This window comes from Vibrio sp. G-C-1 (genome assembly GCF_021728015.1).
In the GTDB taxonomy this organism is placed as follows: Bacteria; Pseudomonadota; Gammaproteobacteria; order Enterobacterales; family Vibrionaceae; genus Vibrio; species Vibrio splendidus.
This window is the reverse complement of the sequence record NZ_JAKKCR010000011.1, coordinates 190,929-206,810: the sequence shown is the minus strand read 5'-3', so window position 1 is coordinate 206,810 and position 15,882 is coordinate 190,929. Positions and strand designations below refer to the sequence as shown.

Genomic DNA, 15,882 nt, shown 5'->3' with positions numbered 1-15,882 from the left:
CTAAAGGGTTGTCGTAGACTACGACGTTGATAGGCAGGGTGTGTAAGTGCTGCGAGGCATTGAGCTAACCTGTACTAATTGCCCGTGAGGCTTAACCATACAACACCCAAGGGGTTTTGTGGACTCAGATGTACCAGACCTTGAATGAGTTTGAAGAGATAGACTTTTAAATCAGTTTTCCGAATTTTAAAATTTGCTTGGCGACCATAGCATTGTGGACCCACCTGATTCCATGCCGAACTCAGAAGTGAAACACAATAGCGCCGATGGTAGTGTGGGGTTTCCCCATGTGAGAGTAGGACATCGCCAGGCTTTAAATTAAATCTTTAGGTTGACCAACCTGGGGATATGGACGCTCACTTAGTGAGTTGACCACTGCGGAGTGGTAGTTCAGTTGGTTAGAATACCGGCCTGTCACGCCGGGGGTCGCGGGTTCGAGTCCCGTCCACTCCGCCACTTATTAGAAAAGCCCTGCTAGAAATAGCAGGGCTTTTTTACATCTCAAGAAAAGTGTTTTGCCCTTCGGTCGAATGAGTCCCACATAGAGGTTGCCTGAAGTCCGCAACCCCGTCCATTCCAGTACTTATTAGAAAGCCTAGTCTGACGACTAGGCTTTCGTCGTTTCTGACGTATTAGTTTTTGGATTTTGGTTACAGACCTTATCGCTACATATTGAGGTGTCTCTCTAGATAGTGGGAGGCTCGTGCTGTTTTACATTTAAACCTGACGAATTGATATGGTTACTTCTAATTCTTTTTGCTACAGCCTCTAAAGATAACGGAGTCTCAAATTAGACTAATCTAAGCACAACTGAGCATAAGGGGGGGACCTATCACGCTAGTTCCTCGCTGTAGTGAGTGGAGTAGGGTATAGAAAGTAATTGTCGATTGAGTTGGTATCTGACTTGGTTGTTATTTGTATCTGATAGCCGCATCTTAATTATTAGGCTGATTAATAAAGGTAGATACTTGGAGGTTTAAGTGTTGGCACTGGTCTTGAGTAAATAGCGAAATTACATCAAATAAACTTATCTTGCAGATACAAAAACGCCTAGCGGTTGCTAGGCGTTGATAATTAGTACTTTAATACATCTACTACAATATTTGTTTAAGGACTCTATCGGCTTTGACACGAGTGATCTTACGAATCAACTTCTGAACCTCCATCGGATAGCTCTCAACCTTCTCCAGTTGCTTATAAGTGCATATTAGCTGAGTGTGTTGAACAATATTATCTACTTCAGCCTGGAACTTGTCTGTTAGATGATGGTAGTTATCTTGGATAAAGATACCGTTTTCTAGATCCAGTTTCCATGCTCGAGGATTTAGATTATTACCTGTTAGAAGCATGTAGCGCTTATCGACCCAAATACCCTTTAGATGGAAGCTATTTGAATCGTGTTGCCACAGTCGAATCGAAAGGTTACGACTAGCAATATGAGCTTCGTTGGCTTTAGCAAAACGACGCAGGTTCAACTCGTAAAGGTATGGTAAACCACCAATCGTTTTAAACTCTTCCTCTGGGGAGATAAAGAAGTCATTGGCTGTCTTATCACCAACAACAATACTGACCTTTACGCCACGTTTAAGTGCTCTCTTTACTTCTTTTGCTAGACTCGGTGGGAAATTGAAGTAAGGCGTACAAATGAAGATCTCGTCTTTAGCCTGAGCGACAAGTTGATTGATTCCTTGATTCAGACGGTTACGTCTCTTGCCGATACCTACCAATGGTGTCACAGCGACTTGTTCGGGAGAAACATCTTGACCATCGAATTGATATTGAGATCTTGCTAACGATGCTCGGAACTGACGAATTGCAGGTTTCAGTTCTTTGGTAGCTGGTTTGTTCTTATCAGCCAAATCATAAACAGCAATGTCTGAGACCATCTGTTCGTGTACGTATGTAAACATTGTATCAGCAAGCGTTGCGTTGTTTAAAACGTGGTAACGATCAAAGCGATAGCGGTCATGGTAGTTCAGGTAGATATTGTTAAGGCTTGCACCGCTGTATATCACGCTGTCATCGACGATAAAGCCTTTTAAGTGCAATACGCCAAAGACTTCTTTGCCGCGAACTGGAATGCCATAGACGGGTACAGAGTGCTGATATTTTTCCGCAAACTCTTTATACATGGCTGCATTGCCTTCAGAAGACTCCGCGCCAATCAATCCACGTTGAGCTCTGTGCCAATCGACACACACACTCACATCTAATTCTGGATTCTTTTGCTTTGCTTCATATAAGGCAATTAGGATCTCACGGCCAGCCTCATCATCTTCAAGATATAAAGCGACTAAACTAATACGAGTTGTTGCGCGAGATATCTCATCAAGTAAGCGAGCTCTAAACTCTTGCGCTGATAGTAGTACTTCAAACTTGTCAGGATTCTGCGCTATGGTTGGCAACTGTATGAGTGGATTCCTACTGGCAATCATATTGACTGTTTTACCTTAAAAATATGCAAAATTGCGAACCTTTAATTTTACCAAAGGGATAGCATGAAATACTAGATAATCGAGGCATTCTCTAACAATTTTGCTGATAATGCATAGGAATGAGATCTTTTCCGCTATTCGAATAGCGCTCGTACAAAACTCTTAGGCCATTAGGAAGATCTGTCGGGTCTACTTGCATGAACTTGTGTCGAGAGTAAAAGTTGGTGAGATGAGCATAAGCAAAGCAATAATCGCTTTCTGTTAGCGTATGTTTCGCACAATAGTCCATAAGCAGAGAGCCTAATTGCTTACCACGATGTTGTTTTGATATCGCCATACCAGTAAGTAAGCGATTATCTTCAATGGTGCGAAAACGCACGACACCACAAAGCTCGTTATCTAGTAATAACGAATAGATCAGTTCACTCTTGTTCGCTTTTCCCGTTGGATAATGTTCCTTATAGAAACGTTTAACTAGGGGAACCTTTACTGGGTCTAATTGAGTAATGATGACATTGTTCATTCAGTCACTGCGCCATTGGTTTATCTGCTGTAGAATGATGGCAGTGTAAGTTAATTGAATATCGCCATGCAATTCCATCTCAATGCTAGTTTAAAAAATGTTCATACTTTTTCTATCGATCAGACCTGTGATGCGTTGGTTGAAGTAACCACGATCGACGAACTGATTTCGGTTTATAGGAATCCTAAATGGTCAACTTCACCTAAGTTAATTCTGGGTAAGGGCAGCAATATGCTTTTTACCAAGCATTTCGCTGGTTTGATCATTGTGAATAAATTAGCTGGGATTGAGCTGACCGAGACGGACCGTCATCACCTTCTGCATGTGGGTGGTGGTGAGGATTGGCCAAGCTTGGTTGAGTGGAGTGTTGATAAAGGTCTGGGTGGTCTAGAAAACCTCGCAATGATACCAGGTTGTTCAGGTTCTGCTCCGATTCAGAATATTGGTGCGTATGGTGTTGAACTGCAAGACGTATGCGAATATGTTGATATTCTTTATCTGGATACTTATACAGTTAAGCGGTTAAGCAAAGAGGAATGTCTCTTTGGCTACCGAGATTCTATTTTTAAACATGCTCTCTATGGCAAAGCGATTGTTGTTGCGATTGGTTTGACCCTACCTAAAGAGTGGAATCCATGTAATCACTATGGTCCGTTAAAAAGCCTACCAGCTGAGACTCTCTCTCCTCGTACTATATTTGATGAAGTATGCGCTATCCGTTCAAGTAAGTTGCCAGATCCTAGAGTCCAAGGCAATGCGGGTAGCTTCTTCAAAAACCCTGTGATCACCAAAGATCATTTTGATCGCTTGTTAGCTCTATATCCCAACATTGTCGGCTATGAGAGTAATGGCATGATCAAAGTAGCTGCAGGTTGGCTGATTGATCAATGCCAGTTCAAAGGCGTGACAGAAGGTGGGGCTCAAGTTCACCCGAACCAAGCATTAGTTATCATCAATTATGATGAGGCTTCTGCTGTGGATATCCTTAAGCTTGCAGAGCGAGTGCGTCAATCAGTCTTGAATAAATTCGATATTCGATTGGAACATGAAGTGCGTTTTATGGGACGAGACTGTGAGACAAACCTAGATAAAGCTTTGGAGTCATTGGCATGAGAGAGCACAGTACCAAGCTTGCACTATTGAGATGTCTTGCCGATGGTGAGTTTCATTCTGGTGAAGACTTAGGTGAAATGATCGGTGTATCACGAGCGGCTATCAGTAAGCACATTAAAGGTATCCAAGAGTGGGGGTTAGATATCTATCGAGTACAAGGCAAAGGTTATAAGCTAGCCAGTCGTTTAGATATGCTTGACCAAGAAAAATTGTCTGCTGTGAGTCGTGATGCTTCTCTTGAACTCATTCCAATCATAGGTTCAACAAACCAACACCTGTTAGAGCGTACTAGTACCCTCGAATCGGGGTCGGTCTGTATTGCTGAATATCAAGCTGCAGGTCGTGGACGTCGTGGAAGAGAGTGGGTATCGCCATTTGGTGCAAATCTTTACCTTTCAATGTATTGGAGGCTCGATGCAGGTATGGCTGCCGCTATGGGGTTAAGCCTTGTCGTTGGCGTTGCTGTTGTTGAAGCCTTGGAAGAGATGGGTGTTGAAGGTGTTAAACTGAAATGGCCGAATGATCTTTACCATAATGACAAGAAACTCGCGGGTATTTTAGTCGAGTTATCAGGACAGTCTGGTGGCGCTGCTCATATTGTTATTGGTTTGGGACTAAACCTGTCCATGGACCCGACAACATCAGGTATTGGTCAGCCGTGGACGTCTCTCAAAGAGGTCTGTGATGGAAAAGTGCCCGACCGTAACCAGTTAGCACAGGCTCTGATCAATGCTTGGGACAAGTCACTTGCCGATTATGAATTGAAAGGGATGTCGAATTTTGTCGAACGCTGGAATCGTTTAGATAACTTCTTAGGTCGCAACGTTAGACTGATCATTGGACCTAGAGAAATTGAAGGTGTTGTACAGGGTATCGATGAACAAGGTGCCGTGTTACTCAAAACTGAGAACGGTGTTGAGAGCTATATCGGTGGAGAGATATCCCTAAGAAAAGGGGACTAAGAGGTTATTATTTTCTTAGCAACACTTCTTCGACCATATGATCTGCGCCCTTGCGTAGAATCAGGTGAGCCCTTTCTCTGGTCGGAAGGATATTCTGCTCTAGGTTTAAACCATTGATTGATTGCCAAATACCTTCTGCTTTTTCCTTAGCGGCAAGATCTGATAATTTAGTGTAGTGCCCGAAATATGACCCAGGTTTAGCGAAGGCACCTTCACGAAACTTCATAAAACGATTTACATACCATTGTTGAATTTGAGCGCTTTCAGCATCGACATACAATGAGAAGTCGAGGAAGTCTGAAATGAAGACTCTATGAGGCTCATGTGGGTAATTCATACCGCTTTGTAAAACGTTGAGCCCTTCAATAATGAGCACATCGGGTAAGTCGACCTCTTTTACTTCCTTGGTAATGTTGTAGGTGAGATGAGAGTACACAGGTGCAGTCACATTACGCTTACATGCCTTTACGTCTGAAACAAAATTGACTAGCGCTTTGATATCATAGGACTCAGGGAACCCTTTCTTACTCATTAATCCTTTTTCTTCCAATATTTCATTTGGATATAAGAAGCCATCTGTCGTAACTAGCTCAACTTTAGGGTGGTTTTCCCAACGAGATAGCAAAGCTTTCAATAGACGAGCTGTTGTACTTTTCCCTACTGCTACACTGCCAGCAATGCCAATGATGAATGGTGGCGCAGTTTCTTTCTTATCCAGAAATTGATGAAGCACTGAGTTTCTATTTTGTCGAGCGGCCACATAGAGGTTTAACAGGCGCGATAACGGTAGATAAATCTCTACTGCTTCTTCCATTGTCAGCTTTTCATTGATGCCTTGAAGCTCTTTCAAATCGCTCTCAGAAAGTGTCATTGGAACTAAATTCCTTAGTTCAGACCACTGCGCGCGGTCAAATGACATAAATGGGCTCATACAAAACTCTATAGTGGATAACAAAACAAGTGCATGGAAAATACATCAAGCGATAGATAAATTAAATATCTTCCTTTACTAGATGCGGATTAAAGGCAGAAACCTTGAGCTAAATAACCGTATATAGGAATTTGATAAGAGAATTTTGCACTTTTTTGCAATTTACTATTGCAAGGTGGAAAATCATTCAATAAAATGCGCCCCACTTGTGCCGACTTAGCTCAGTAGGTAGAGCAACTGACTTGTAATCAGTAGGTCACCAGTTCGACTCCGGTAGTCGGCACCACTTTCTCCCTTCTATTTATAGAGAGCGAGAGAAAGATCAAAATTTGGAGGGGTTCCCGAGTGGCCAAAGGGAGCAGACTGTAAATCTGCCGGCACTGCCTTCGATGGTTCGAATCCGTCTCCCTCCACCATATTCTAAAGGTTAAATAGCTCAAAAGAGTTACGTGTTGCGTGCATCGTATAATGGCTATTACCTCAGCCTTCCAAGCTGATGATGCGGGTTCGATTCCCGCTGCACGCTCCAACTCATTTTTGTGTGCTGATATAGCTCAGTCGGTAGAGCGCACCCTTGGTAAGGGTGAGGCCCCCAGTTCGACTCTGGGTATTAGCACCAGTCTAAAGCTTCTTCTCCTTTAATAAAGAAAACCATTTTTTTTGGTTGCGTGGTCTTATTTTAAGCCACCTAATCCGTACCTAGAGGGACACCCCATGTCTAAAGAAAAATTTGAACGTACGAAACCGCACGTAAACGTTGGTACTATCGGCCACGTTGACCACGGTAAAACAACTCTAACTGCTGCTATCTGTACTACACTTGCAAAAGTGTACGGCGGTGTTGCTAAAGATTTCGCATCTATCGATAACGCTCCAGAAGAGCGCGAGCGCGGTATCACAATCGCAACTTCTCACGTTGAGTACGATACTCCTGAACGTCACTACGCACACGTAGACTGTCCTGGACACGCCGATTATGTTAAAAACATGATCACTGGTGCTGCTCAAATGGACGGCGGTATCCTAGTTGTTGCTGCTACAGATGGCCCTATGCCACAAACACGTGAGCACATCCTACTTGGTCGTCAAGTTGGTATCCCTTACATCATCGTATTCATGAACAAATGTGACATGGTTGATGACGAAGAGCTACTTGAGCTAGTAGAAATGGAAGTACGTGAACTTCTTTCTGAGTACGAGTACCCAGGAGACGACCTTCCAGTAATTCAAGGTTCTGCACTTGGCGCTCTAAACGGCGAAAAGCAGTGGGAAGACAAGATCGTTGAGCTTGCAGAAGCACTAGATTCTTACATTCCACTTCCAGAGCGTGCTGTTGATCTACCGTTCCTACTTCCTATTGAAGATGTATTCTCAATCCAAGGTCGTGGTACAGTAGTTACTGGTCGTATCGAGCGCGGTATCCTACGTGTAGGTGACGAAGTAGAAATCGTTGGTATCAAAGAAACTACTCTTACTACTTGTACTGGTGTTGAAATGTTCCGTAAGCTGCTTGACGAAGGTCGTGCAGGTGAGAACGTTGGTGCACTTCTACGTGGTACTAAGCGTGATGACGTTGAACGTGGCCAAGTACTTTCTGCTAAAGGTTCAATCAACCCACACACTAAGTTTGAGTCTGAAGTATACGTACTTTCTAAAGACGAAGGCGGCCGTCACACTCCTTTCTTCAAGGGTTACCGTCCACAGTTCTACTTCCGTACAACTGACGTAACAGGCGATATCACTCTACCAGAAGGCGTAGAAATGGTAATGCCAGGTGACAACGTTCAAATGACTGTTGAGCTAATCGCTCCAATCGCAATGGACGAAGGTCTACGTTTCGCAATCCGCGAAGGTGGCCGTACAGTTGGTGCTGGTGTTGTAGCTAAAATCTTTGCATAAGATTTGACGAACCACTAGTAAAAAGGGCATCATTTGATGCCCTTTTTCTTCGCTGAAAAAAGAGTTGGATGTTTTGGCATCAATTTTAGCTCTTAGCAAAGAATTAAACGGTCTTTTTGACTAAAATGACTGTTAGATGTGTTGTTTTGCAACGCAAAGGAATGTGCCCTGCAACAGCGGGGTTATTGTCGTCTATATTTAAGACTTATCACAGGTTGGTTTTATGAAAGCAAACGCTGAAACTCCTGATAGCTCAGGTGCAGCAGATACAATGAAGTGGGTAGTCGCTTTTGTACTGTTGGCTGCTGCTGTTGTGGGTAATTACCTGTATGGTGAATTGTCTGTTGTAATTCGCGCTGCAGGTGTAGTTGTGCTGATTGCTGCCGCACTAGGCGTTGCAGCAACAACAGTTAAAGGTAAAGCTGCGATCGATTTTGCAAAAGAATCTCGTATGGAGATTCGTAAAGTTGTTTGGCCTACTCGCCAAGAAACTATGCAAACCACATTGATCGTTTTAGCTGTATGTATTGTTATGTCTCTAGTGCTTTGGGGGATTGACGGCATTATGGTCCGTTTAGTTTCTCTAGCGACTGGGGTGTAGAGGGTTCTGATTCATGAGTGAAGCTCCAAAAAAACGTTGGTATGTAGTTCAAGCCTTTTCTGGCTATGAAGGTCGTGTATCTCAATCGCTACGCGAACATATTAAAATGCACGACATGGAAGAGTTCTTTGGTGACGTTTTAGTACCTACTGAAGAAGTAGTGGAAATGCGTGCAGGTCAACGCCGTAAAAGCGAACGTAAGTTCTTCCCTGGCTACGTATTAGTGCAAATGATCATGAATGATGAATCATGGCACTTAGTGCGCAGTATCCCTCGTGTTATGGGCTTCATTGGTGGTACCTCTGATCGTCCTGCACCAATCACTGACAAAGAAGCTGATGCTATCTTGAACCGTCTAGAGAAAGCGAGCGAGTCTCCACGTCCTAAGACAATGTTCGAAGCGGGTGAAGTGGTTCGTGTGAACGATGGTCCGTTTGCTGATTTCAACGGTACAGTTGAAGAAGTAGATTACGAGAAAAGCCGCATTAAGGTATCTGTATCGATCTTTGGTCGTGCAACACCGGTTGAGCTTGAATTTGGTCAAGTTGAAAAGCTAGACTAAAACTCTAACTTTTGAACAAGCTGTGGATAAATGCTTCATAAGTTGTTCAAAATAAAAGAGTATAAAAAACCACCTTTTTAGGGTTGTTAAAGGCGCGAATTATGATTATAATTTCGCGCCTTTTTGCTTCTATCGAAGTAAGAAAGAGTTAATTGAAATTAAGGGGAGCTTGCCTTAGGGCTAGCGCATGTACCCAAAAATTAGGAAATATCATGGCTAAGAAAGTTGAAGCTTATATCAAACTGCAAGTTGCAGCTGGTATGGCAAACCCAAGTCCACCGGTTGGTCCTGCTCTAGGTCAACACGGCGTGAACATCATGGAATTCTGTAAAGCGTTCAACGCAAAAACAGAATCTGTTGAGAAAGGTCTACCTACTCCAGTAGTAATTACTGTTTACAACGACCGTTCTTTCACGTTCGTAACTAAGACTCCACCTGCTGCTGTTCTTCTTAAGAAAGCTGCTGGCGTTAAGTCTGGTTCAGGTCGTCCAAACACTGAGAAAGTTGGTACTGTAACTGACGCTCAAGTTCAGGAAATCGCAGAAACTAAAGCTGCTGATATGACTGGTGCTGACATCGAAGCAATGAAGCGTTCTATTGCTGGTACTGCTCGTTCAATGGGCCTAGTGGTAGAGGGATAAGATCATGGCAAAACTTACTAAGCGTATGCGCGTAATCCGCGACAAAGTTGAAGTAACTAAAGAATACGAAATCAACGAAGCTGTTGCTCTTCTTAAAGAACTAGCGACTGCTAAATTCGTTGAGTCTGTAGATGTTGCTGTTAACCTAGGCATCGATGCTCGTAAATCTGACCAAAACGTACGTGGCGCAACTGTGCTACCTCACGGTACTGGCCGTGAAATCCGCGTTGCTGTGTTCACTCAAGGTGCAAACGCAGAAGCAGCTAAAGCAGCTGGCGCAGATATCGTTGGTATGGAAGATCTTGCTGAGCAAGTGAAAAAAGGCGTAATGGACTTTGACGTTGTTGTTGCTTCTCCTGATGCAATGCGCGTTGTTGGTCAACTAGGTACAATCCTAGGTCCACGCGGTCTAATGCCAAACCCTAAAGTTGGTACTGTAACTCCTAACGTTGCTGAAGCGGTTAAGAACGCTAAAGCTGGTCAGGTTCGTTACCGTAACGACAAGAACGGTATCATCCACACTACTATCGGCAAAGCATCTTTCGAAGCTAACCAGCTTCAAGAGAACCTAGAAGCACTTCTAGTTGCTCTTAAGAAAGCTAAGCCTTCTTCAGCGAAAGGTACTTTCCTGAAGAAAGTAAGCATCTCTACTACGATGGGTGCTGGTGTTACTGTTGATCAAGCTAGTCTTGACACTCAAGCAAACTAATTTGCTTTGGCGCAGATTTAGTATATACTTCTGCGCCTAATATTTGTGGTTGGGTGGTTTTTGAAGCAATTCATAACTGTCTATCCCAAGACCGTAGGCGCTGAACCTTTTTAAGGTGAAGCTTAATAAAACCTACGTAGGCGATGTTGTCGTTTGAAATGAATTTATTCATTTTTGAATAACATCGTAAACGCTCAATGTATTTTATATTGAGTGCTGTAATCACAACCAGAGGTTAATCCAAATGGCTTTAAATCTTCAAGACAAAAAAGCAATTGTTGCTGAAGTCAACGAAGCAGCCAGTGGTGCACTTTCTGCAGTTGTAGCTGACTCTCGTGGCGTTACTGTTGGCGCGATGACTTCTCTACGTAAACAAGCTCGCGAAGCGGGTGTTTACATGAGAGTTGTTCGTAACACACTAGCACGCCGTGCAGTAGAAGGTACTGAGTATGAGTGTCTACAAGACACATTTACTGGTCCTAGCCTACTTGCGTTCTCTAACGAGCACCCTGGTGCTGCAGCGCGTCTTTTCAAAGACTTCGCTAAAGAGAACAAAACATTCGAGATCAAAGCTGCTGCATTTGAAGGCGCAGTTACTGATGCTGATGTACTAGCGACACTACCAACTTACGACGAAGCTATCGCACGCCTAATGATGTGCATGAAAGAAGCTTCTGCTGGCAAGCTGGTTCGTACTATCGCTGCTGTTCGCGACCAAAAAGAAGAAGCTGCGGCATAAGCCTTGCTTTTCACTGGTTGCTATTTAAACTTATTGTTGACTTAAAAGAGAATTGTTATGTCTATTACTAACGAGCAAATCCTAGACGCAGTTGCAGAAATGTCTGTAATGCAAGTTGTTGAGCTTATCGAAGCTATGGAAGAAAAATTCGGTGTTACTGCTGCTGCTGCAGTTGTAGCTGGTGGTGCTTCTGCTGAAGCTGCTGCTGAGCAAACTGAATTCGACGTTATCCTTACTGGCGCTGGCGCAAACAAAGTACAAGTTATCAAAGCTGTACGTGGCGCAACTGGCCTAGGTCTTAAAGAAGCTAAAGGTCTTGTAGACTCAGCTCCTGCAGCGCTTAAAGAAGGCGTTGACAAAGCTGAAGCTGAAGCTCTTAAAGCACAGCTAGAAGAAGTTGGCGCTTCTGTTGAAATCAAGTAATTATTACTTAATTTCCTAGCCGCAAGGCTATTGGCTGGTGGTTTATTAACCACCGGCCTTTTTGCGCTGTAGGGCTATGACGAATTTCCCGCTGTTTAACCGTCATAATCCGAGCAAAAAAACAGTCATTTTTTCGAAATGATTGTTCAACTACAGTAAACAGCTGTTTGTCACCGCCCCCTCTGAAGAGTGTTTTGGGTGGTTTGGGTCACTTATCAGCGAGCTGAGGAACCCCATGGTTTACTCTTATACCGAGAAAAAGCGCATCCGTAAGGATTTTGGTACTCGTCCACAAGTTTTGGACATTCCATACCTGTTATCGATCCAGCTTGATTCTTTCGATAAATTCATCGAACAGGATCCAGAAGGTCAATACGGTCTTGAAGCTGCTTTCCGTTCTGTATTTCCAATTCAGAGCTACAACGGCAATTCTGAGCTGCAATACGTTAGCTACCGTCTTGGTGAGCCAGTTTTTGACGTTAAAGAATGTCAAATCCGCGGTGTAACTTACTCAAAGCCACTACGCGTAAAACTACGTCTAGTTATCTTTGATCGAGACGCACCAGCAGGCACTGTAAAAGACATTAAAGAACAAGAAGTCTACATGGGCGAAATTCCGCTTATGACAGACAATGGTACTTTCGTAATTAATGGTACCGAGAGGGTTATCGTATCCCAGCTGCACCGAAGCCCAGGCGTGTTCTTCGACAGTGATAAGGGTAAGACCCACTCATCAGGTAAAGTTCTTTATAACGCACGTGTAATTCCTTACCGTGGCTCATGGTTAGACTTTGAGTTCGATCCTAAGGATAACTTATTCGTACGTATCGACCGTCGTCGTAAGCTACCAGCATCGATTATTCTTCGTGCACTTGGTAAATCGACTGAAGAGATCCTAGATCTGTTCTTCGACAAGGTGAACTTCGAAGTTAAAGACCAAACTCTACTTATGGAGTTGGTTCCTGATCGTCTACGTGGTGAAACTGCGTCATTCGACATCGAATCAAACGGTAAAACTTACGTTGAGACTGGTCGTCGTGTTACTGCTCGCCATATCCGTCAACTTGAAAAAGATGGCGTTGAGCACATCGAAGTACCAGTAGAGTACATCGTTGAAAAGATTGCTGCGAAAGATTACATCAACGAAGCAACTGGCGAGATCATCGTTGGCGCAAACCAAGAGATTAGCCTAGAAGCACTTGCTAACCTGTCTCAAGCAGGTCACAAGACTCTAGAAGTGCTGTTCACGAATGACCTAGACCATGGTCCATTCATGTCAGACACTCTACGTGCGGATAGCACAGTAGATCGCATCTCTGCATTGGTAGAAATCTACCGCATGATGCGCCCTGGCGAGCCACCAACGAAAGAAGCTGCAGAATCATTGTTCGAAAGCCTATTCTTCTCTGAAGATCGTTACGACCTATCAACTGTAGGCCGTATGAAATTCAACAGCTCTATCGAGCGTGAAGAAGAAGAAGAGCGCGGTACTCTGGATGAATCAGACATCATCGAAGTGATGAAGAAACTGATCGGCATCCGTAACGGCATTGGTGAAGTGGACGATATCGACCACCTTGGCAACCGTCGTATCCGTTCTGTAGGTGAAATGGCAGAAAACCAATTCCGTGTTGGTCTAGTTCGTGTAGAACGTGCAGTTAAAGAGCGCCTAAGCCTTGGTGACCTTGATGCAATCATGCCTCAAGATCTTATCAATGCTAAGCCGATCTCTGCTGCAGTTAAAGAATTCTTTGGCTCTTCACAGCTTTCACAGTTTATGGACCAAAACAACCCATTGTCAGAAGTTACGCACAAACGTCGTATCTCTGCTTTAGGTCCTGGTGGTCTTACTCGTGAGCGCGCAGGCTTCGAAGTACGTGACGTTCACGTAACTCACTACGGTCGTCTATGTCCGATCGAAACGCCTGAAGGTCCAAACATCGGTCTAATTAACTCGCTATCTGCGTTTGCACGTTGTAACGATTACGGTTTCCTAGAAACTCCGTACCGTCGTGTAGTAGATGGTGTAGTAACAGAAGAAGTTGATTACCTGTCTGCAATCCAGGAAGGTCAATTCGTAATCGCGCAAGCAAACACTATTCTTACAGAAGAAGGTACGTTTGCAGATGAGCTAATCACAGCTCGTCAAAAAGGTGAATCTGGTCTTCACCCACGCGAGCACGTTGACTACATGGACGTTGCGACAAACCAAGTAGTATCTATCGCTGCTTCGCTTATCCCGTTCCTAGAACACGATGATGCGAACCGTGCATTGATGGGTGCCAACATGCAACGTCAAGCGGTACCAACACTTAGAGCTGATAAGCCTCTAGTAGGTACTGGTATTGAGCGTAACATCGCAGTTGACTCTGGTGTTACAGCGGTTGCTAAACGTGGTGGTCAAGTTCAGTCTGTAGACGCTTCTCGTATCGTAGTTAAGGTTAACGAAGATGAATTGGTACCTGGCGAAGCTGGTATCGATATCTACAACCTAACTAAGTACACGCGTTCGAACCAAAACACATGTATTAACCAACGTCCAACTGTACTTCCTGGTGAACCAGTTGCACGCGGTGATGTTCTTGCTGATGGTCCTTCAACTGACCTTGGTGAACTTGCTCTTGGCCAAAACATGCGTATCGCATTTATGCCTTGGAACGGTTACAACTTCGAAGACTCGATCTTAGTATCTGAGCGCGTAGTTCAAGAAGACCGTTTCACGACAATCCACATTCAAGAACTATCTTGTGTGGCTCGTGATACTAAGCTGGGTTCTGAAGAGATCACAGCTGATATTCCAAACGTAGGTGAGTCTGCTCTGTCTAAACTAGACGAGTCAGGTATCGTTTACATTGGTGCTGAAGTTAAGGGTGGCGACATCCTAGTTGGTAAAGTAACCCCTAAAGGTGAAACTCAACTGACTCCTGAAGAGAAGCTACTACGTGCTATCTTCGGTGAGAAAGCATCTGATGTTAAAGATACTTCTCTACGTGTACCAAACTCTGTTTCGGGTACTATCATCGATGTACAAGTCTTCACTCGCGATGGCGTAGAGAAAGACAAACGTGCACTTGAAATCGAACAGATGCAGCTTAAAGAAGCTAAGAAAGATCTAACTGAAGAGTTCCAAATTCTTGAGGGTGGCCTTCTTAACCGTGTTAAAGCTGTACTTCTGTCTGGTGGTTACTCTGAAGCTAAGCTTGATACTATCGGTCGTAAGCAATGGCTAGAGCAAGTTCTAGAAGACGATGCGCTACAAACACAGCTTGAGCAACTTGCTGAGCAGTGGGATGAGCTAAAAGCAGACTTCGATAAGAAGTTTGAAACTAAGCGTCGTAAAATCACTCAAGGTGATGATCTAGCGCCTGGCGTTCTTAAGATTGTTAAAGTTTACCTAGCGGTTAAACGTCGTATCCAGCCTGGTGATAAGATGGCCGGTCGTCACGGTAACAAAGGTGTAATCTCTAAGATTAACCCTGTTGAAGACATGCCATACGATGAGAAAGGTCAGCCTGTAGACATCGTACTTAACCCGCTGGGTGTACCATCGCGTATGAACATCGGTCAGATCCTAGAAGTTCACTTAGGTTTGGCTGCGAAAGGTATCGGTGACAAGATCAACCAAATGCTTAAGGAACAACAAGAACTGCATAAGTTCCGTGAGTTCCTACAGAAGGTTTATGATCTTGGTGATACTCGTCAGAAAGTTGATATTGCTGAACTGTCTGATGATCAAGTTCGTACACTGATTAAGAACCTACGTGGCGGTCTACCGATTGCTACTCCTGTGTTCGATGGTGCTTCTGAGTCTCTAATCAAAGATCTACTTAAACTGGGTGATCTGCCAGAATCTGGTCAGCTTAAACTGTTTGATGGTCGTACTGGTGATTCGTTTGAGCGTCCTGTAACTGTTGGTTACATGTACATGCTGAAACTGAACCACTTGGTTGATGACAAGATGCATGCTCGTTCAACTGGTTCTTACAGCCTAGTAACTCAGCAACCACTTGGTGGTAAAGCTCAGTTCGGTGGTCAGCGTTTCGGTGAGATGGAAGTATGGGCACTAGAAGCATACGGTGCTGCATATACTCTACAAGAAATGCTAACAGTTAAGTCGGATGACGTTAACGGCCGTACTAAGATGTATAAGAACATCGTAGATGGCAACCATAGCATGGAACCTGGCATGCCAGAGTCGTTCAACGTACTGTTGAAAGAGATTCGCTCGCTAGGTATCAACATCGAGCTAGAAGACGAAGAGTAATCCCTCTTTTTTATAAAGAAGATTGGATTACTTGGTAAAGGGGGCTCACTTTAGTCGGTGAGCTCCTTTAACTCCTTACA

General features: G+C 43.9%; 13 protein-coding genes, 5 tRNA genes and 2 rRNA genes. 17 read left to right on the top strand and 3 right to left on the bottom strand.

From position 1 onward, the window contains the following. The 3 genes from L3V36_RS17105 to L3V36_RS17095 all read left to right on the top strand — a co-directional run. Positions 1–99, top strand: a 23S ribosomal RNA gene (locus L3V36_RS17105); the annotation flags it as partial. 97 nt (positions 100–196) lie between these two features. Next, positions 197–312: ribosomal RNA gene (gene rrf, locus L3V36_RS17100) — 5S ribosomal RNA — on the top strand. A gap of 67 nt (positions 313–379) precedes the next feature. After that, positions 380–456: transfer RNA gene (locus tag L3V36_RS17095), tRNA-Asp, on the top strand. Positions 457–1,094: 638 nt separating this feature from the next. Here the strand turns inward: L3V36_RS17095 and pssA are convergent. Then, a complete protein-coding gene (gene pssA / locus L3V36_RS17090; protein ID WP_208775115.1) occupies positions 1,095–2,435 on the bottom strand; it encodes a CDP-diacylglycerol--serine O-phosphatidyltransferase in 1,341 nt (446 codons plus the stop codon). 91 nt (positions 2,436–2,526) lie between these two features. Then, the gene (locus L3V36_RS17085; protein ID WP_004736117.1) at positions 2,527–2,958 is read right to left on the bottom strand and encodes a GNAT family N-acetyltransferase; all 432 of its coding nucleotides are present in this window, start codon (positions 2,956–2,958) and stop codon (positions 2,527–2,529) included. A gap of 66 nt (positions 2,959–3,024) precedes the next feature. On the opposite strand from L3V36_RS17085, the gene murB reads away from it, so the two are divergent. Both murB and birA read left to right on the top strand, forming a co-directional pair. After that, positions 3,025–4,071 (top strand): UDP-N-acetylmuramate dehydrogenase, encoded by a 1,047-nt coding sequence (murB, locus tag L3V36_RS17080; RefSeq protein WP_208775116.1) that lies wholly within the window; start codon positions 3,025–3,027, stop codon positions 4,069–4,071. Continuing rightward, positions 4,068–5,033, top strand: a complete 966-nt coding sequence (gene birA, locus L3V36_RS17075; protein ID WP_017083836.1) for a bifunctional biotin--[acetyl-CoA-carboxylase] ligase/biotin operon repressor BirA — start codon at positions 4,068–4,070, stop codon at positions 5,031–5,033. The genes murB and birA overlap by 4 nt, the downstream gene beginning before the upstream one ends. A gap of 7 nt (positions 5,034–5,040) precedes the next feature. On the opposite strand, the gene coaA is transcribed toward birA, so the two are convergent. Next, complete coding sequence (gene coaA / locus L3V36_RS17070) at positions 5,041–5,964, bottom strand: type I pantothenate kinase (RefSeq protein ID WP_017078366.1); 924 nt, start codon at positions 5,962–5,964, stop codon at positions 5,041–5,043. Positions 5,965–6,174: 210 nt separating this feature from the next. On the opposite strand from coaA, the gene L3V36_RS17065 reads away from it, so the two are divergent. From L3V36_RS17065 to rpoB, 12 genes are all read left to right on the top strand, one after another. Continuing rightward, positions 6,175–6,250 (top strand) — tRNA-Thr (locus L3V36_RS17065). A gap of 45 nt (positions 6,251–6,295) precedes the next feature. Continuing rightward, positions 6,296–6,380 (top strand) — tRNA-Tyr (locus L3V36_RS17060). A 38-nt stretch (positions 6,381–6,418) separates the two neighbouring features. Next, positions 6,419–6,493 (top strand) — tRNA-Gly (locus L3V36_RS17055). 14 nt (positions 6,494–6,507) lie between these two features. Next, positions 6,508–6,583, top strand: a tRNA-Thr gene (locus L3V36_RS17050). A gap of 95 nt (positions 6,584–6,678) precedes the next feature. Continuing rightward, positions 6,679–7,863: an elongation factor Tu gene (tuf, locus tag L3V36_RS17045; protein ID WP_012604914.1), complete on the top strand. Its 1,185-nt coding sequence runs from the start codon at positions 6,679–6,681 to the stop codon at positions 7,861–7,863. A 223-nt stretch (positions 7,864–8,086) separates the two neighbouring features. Continuing rightward, the gene (gene secE / locus L3V36_RS17040) at positions 8,087–8,464 is read left to right on the top strand and encodes a preprotein translocase subunit SecE (RefSeq protein WP_017073785.1); all 378 of its coding nucleotides are present in this window, start codon (positions 8,087–8,089) and stop codon (positions 8,462–8,464) included. A gap of 13 nt (positions 8,465–8,477) precedes the next feature. Further along, positions 8,478–9,026 carry a transcription termination/antitermination protein NusG gene (nusG, locus tag L3V36_RS17035; RefSeq protein ID WP_012605006.1) on the top strand — a complete coding sequence of 183 codons (549 nt, stop codon included), beginning with the start codon at positions 8,478–8,480 and terminating at the stop codon, positions 9,024–9,026. A 212-nt stretch (positions 9,027–9,238) separates the two neighbouring features. Then, complete coding sequence (gene rplK, locus L3V36_RS17030; protein ID WP_010435555.1) at positions 9,239–9,667, top strand: 50S ribosomal protein L11; 429 nt, start codon at positions 9,239–9,241, stop codon at positions 9,665–9,667. A 4-nt stretch (positions 9,668–9,671) separates the two neighbouring features. Further along, positions 9,672–10,376: a 50S ribosomal protein L1 gene (gene rplA / locus L3V36_RS17025; protein WP_017077557.1), complete on the top strand. Its 705-nt coding sequence runs from the start codon at positions 9,672–9,674 to the stop codon at positions 10,374–10,376. Between the two features lie 244 nt (positions 10,377–10,620). Then, entirely contained in the window at positions 10,621–11,115 is a 495-nt protein-coding gene (gene rplJ / locus L3V36_RS17020) for a 50S ribosomal protein L10 (protein ID WP_017077558.1), read from the top strand. Positions 11,116–11,172: 57 nt separating this feature from the next. Beyond that, entirely contained in the window at positions 11,173–11,538 is a 366-nt protein-coding gene (gene rplL, locus L3V36_RS17015) for a 50S ribosomal protein L7/L12 (protein ID WP_004729770.1), read from the top strand. A gap of 235 nt (positions 11,539–11,773) precedes the next feature. Beyond that, entirely contained in the window at positions 11,774–15,802 is a 4,029-nt protein-coding gene (gene rpoB / locus L3V36_RS17010; RefSeq protein WP_004729769.1) for a DNA-directed RNA polymerase subunit beta, read from the top strand. The last annotated feature ends 80 nt before the right edge of the window (positions 15,803–15,882 follow it).

Coding starts and splice junctions, on each gene's coding strand:
- pssA (WP_208775115.1), bottom strand. CDS start 2,435: ATGATTGCCAGTAGGAATCCACTCATACAGTTGCCAACCATAGCGCAG.
- L3V36_RS17085 (WP_004736117.1), bottom strand. CDS start 2,958: ATGAACAATGTCATCATTACTCAATTAGACCCAGTAAAGGTTCCCCTA.
- murB (WP_208775116.1), top strand. CDS start 3,025: ATGCAATTCCATCTCAATGCTAGTTTAAAAAATGTTCATACTTTTTCT.
- birA (WP_017083836.1), top strand. CDS start 4,068: ATGAGAGAGCACAGTACCAAGCTTGCACTATTGAGATGTCTTGCCGAT.
- coaA (WP_017078366.1), bottom strand. CDS start 5,964: ATGAGCCCATTTATGTCATTTGACCGCGCGCAGTGGTCTGAACTAAGG.
- tuf (WP_012604914.1), top strand. CDS start 6,679: ATGTCTAAAGAAAAATTTGAACGTACGAAACCGCACGTAAACGTTGGT.
- secE (WP_017073785.1), top strand. CDS start 8,087: ATGAAAGCAAACGCTGAAACTCCTGATAGCTCAGGTGCAGCAGATACA.
- nusG (WP_012605006.1), top strand. CDS start 8,478: ATGAGTGAAGCTCCAAAAAAACGTTGGTATGTAGTTCAAGCCTTTTCT.
- rplK (WP_010435555.1), top strand. CDS start 9,239: ATGGCTAAGAAAGTTGAAGCTTATATCAAACTGCAAGTTGCAGCTGGT.
- rplA (WP_017077557.1), top strand. CDS start 9,672: ATGGCAAAACTTACTAAGCGTATGCGCGTAATCCGCGACAAAGTTGAA.
- rplJ (WP_017077558.1), top strand. CDS start 10,621: ATGGCTTTAAATCTTCAAGACAAAAAAGCAATTGTTGCTGAAGTCAAC.
- rplL (WP_004729770.1), top strand. CDS start 11,173: ATGTCTATTACTAACGAGCAAATCCTAGACGCAGTTGCAGAAATGTCT.
- rpoB (WP_004729769.1), top strand. CDS start 11,774: ATGGTTTACTCTTATACCGAGAAAAAGCGCATCCGTAAGGATTTTGGT.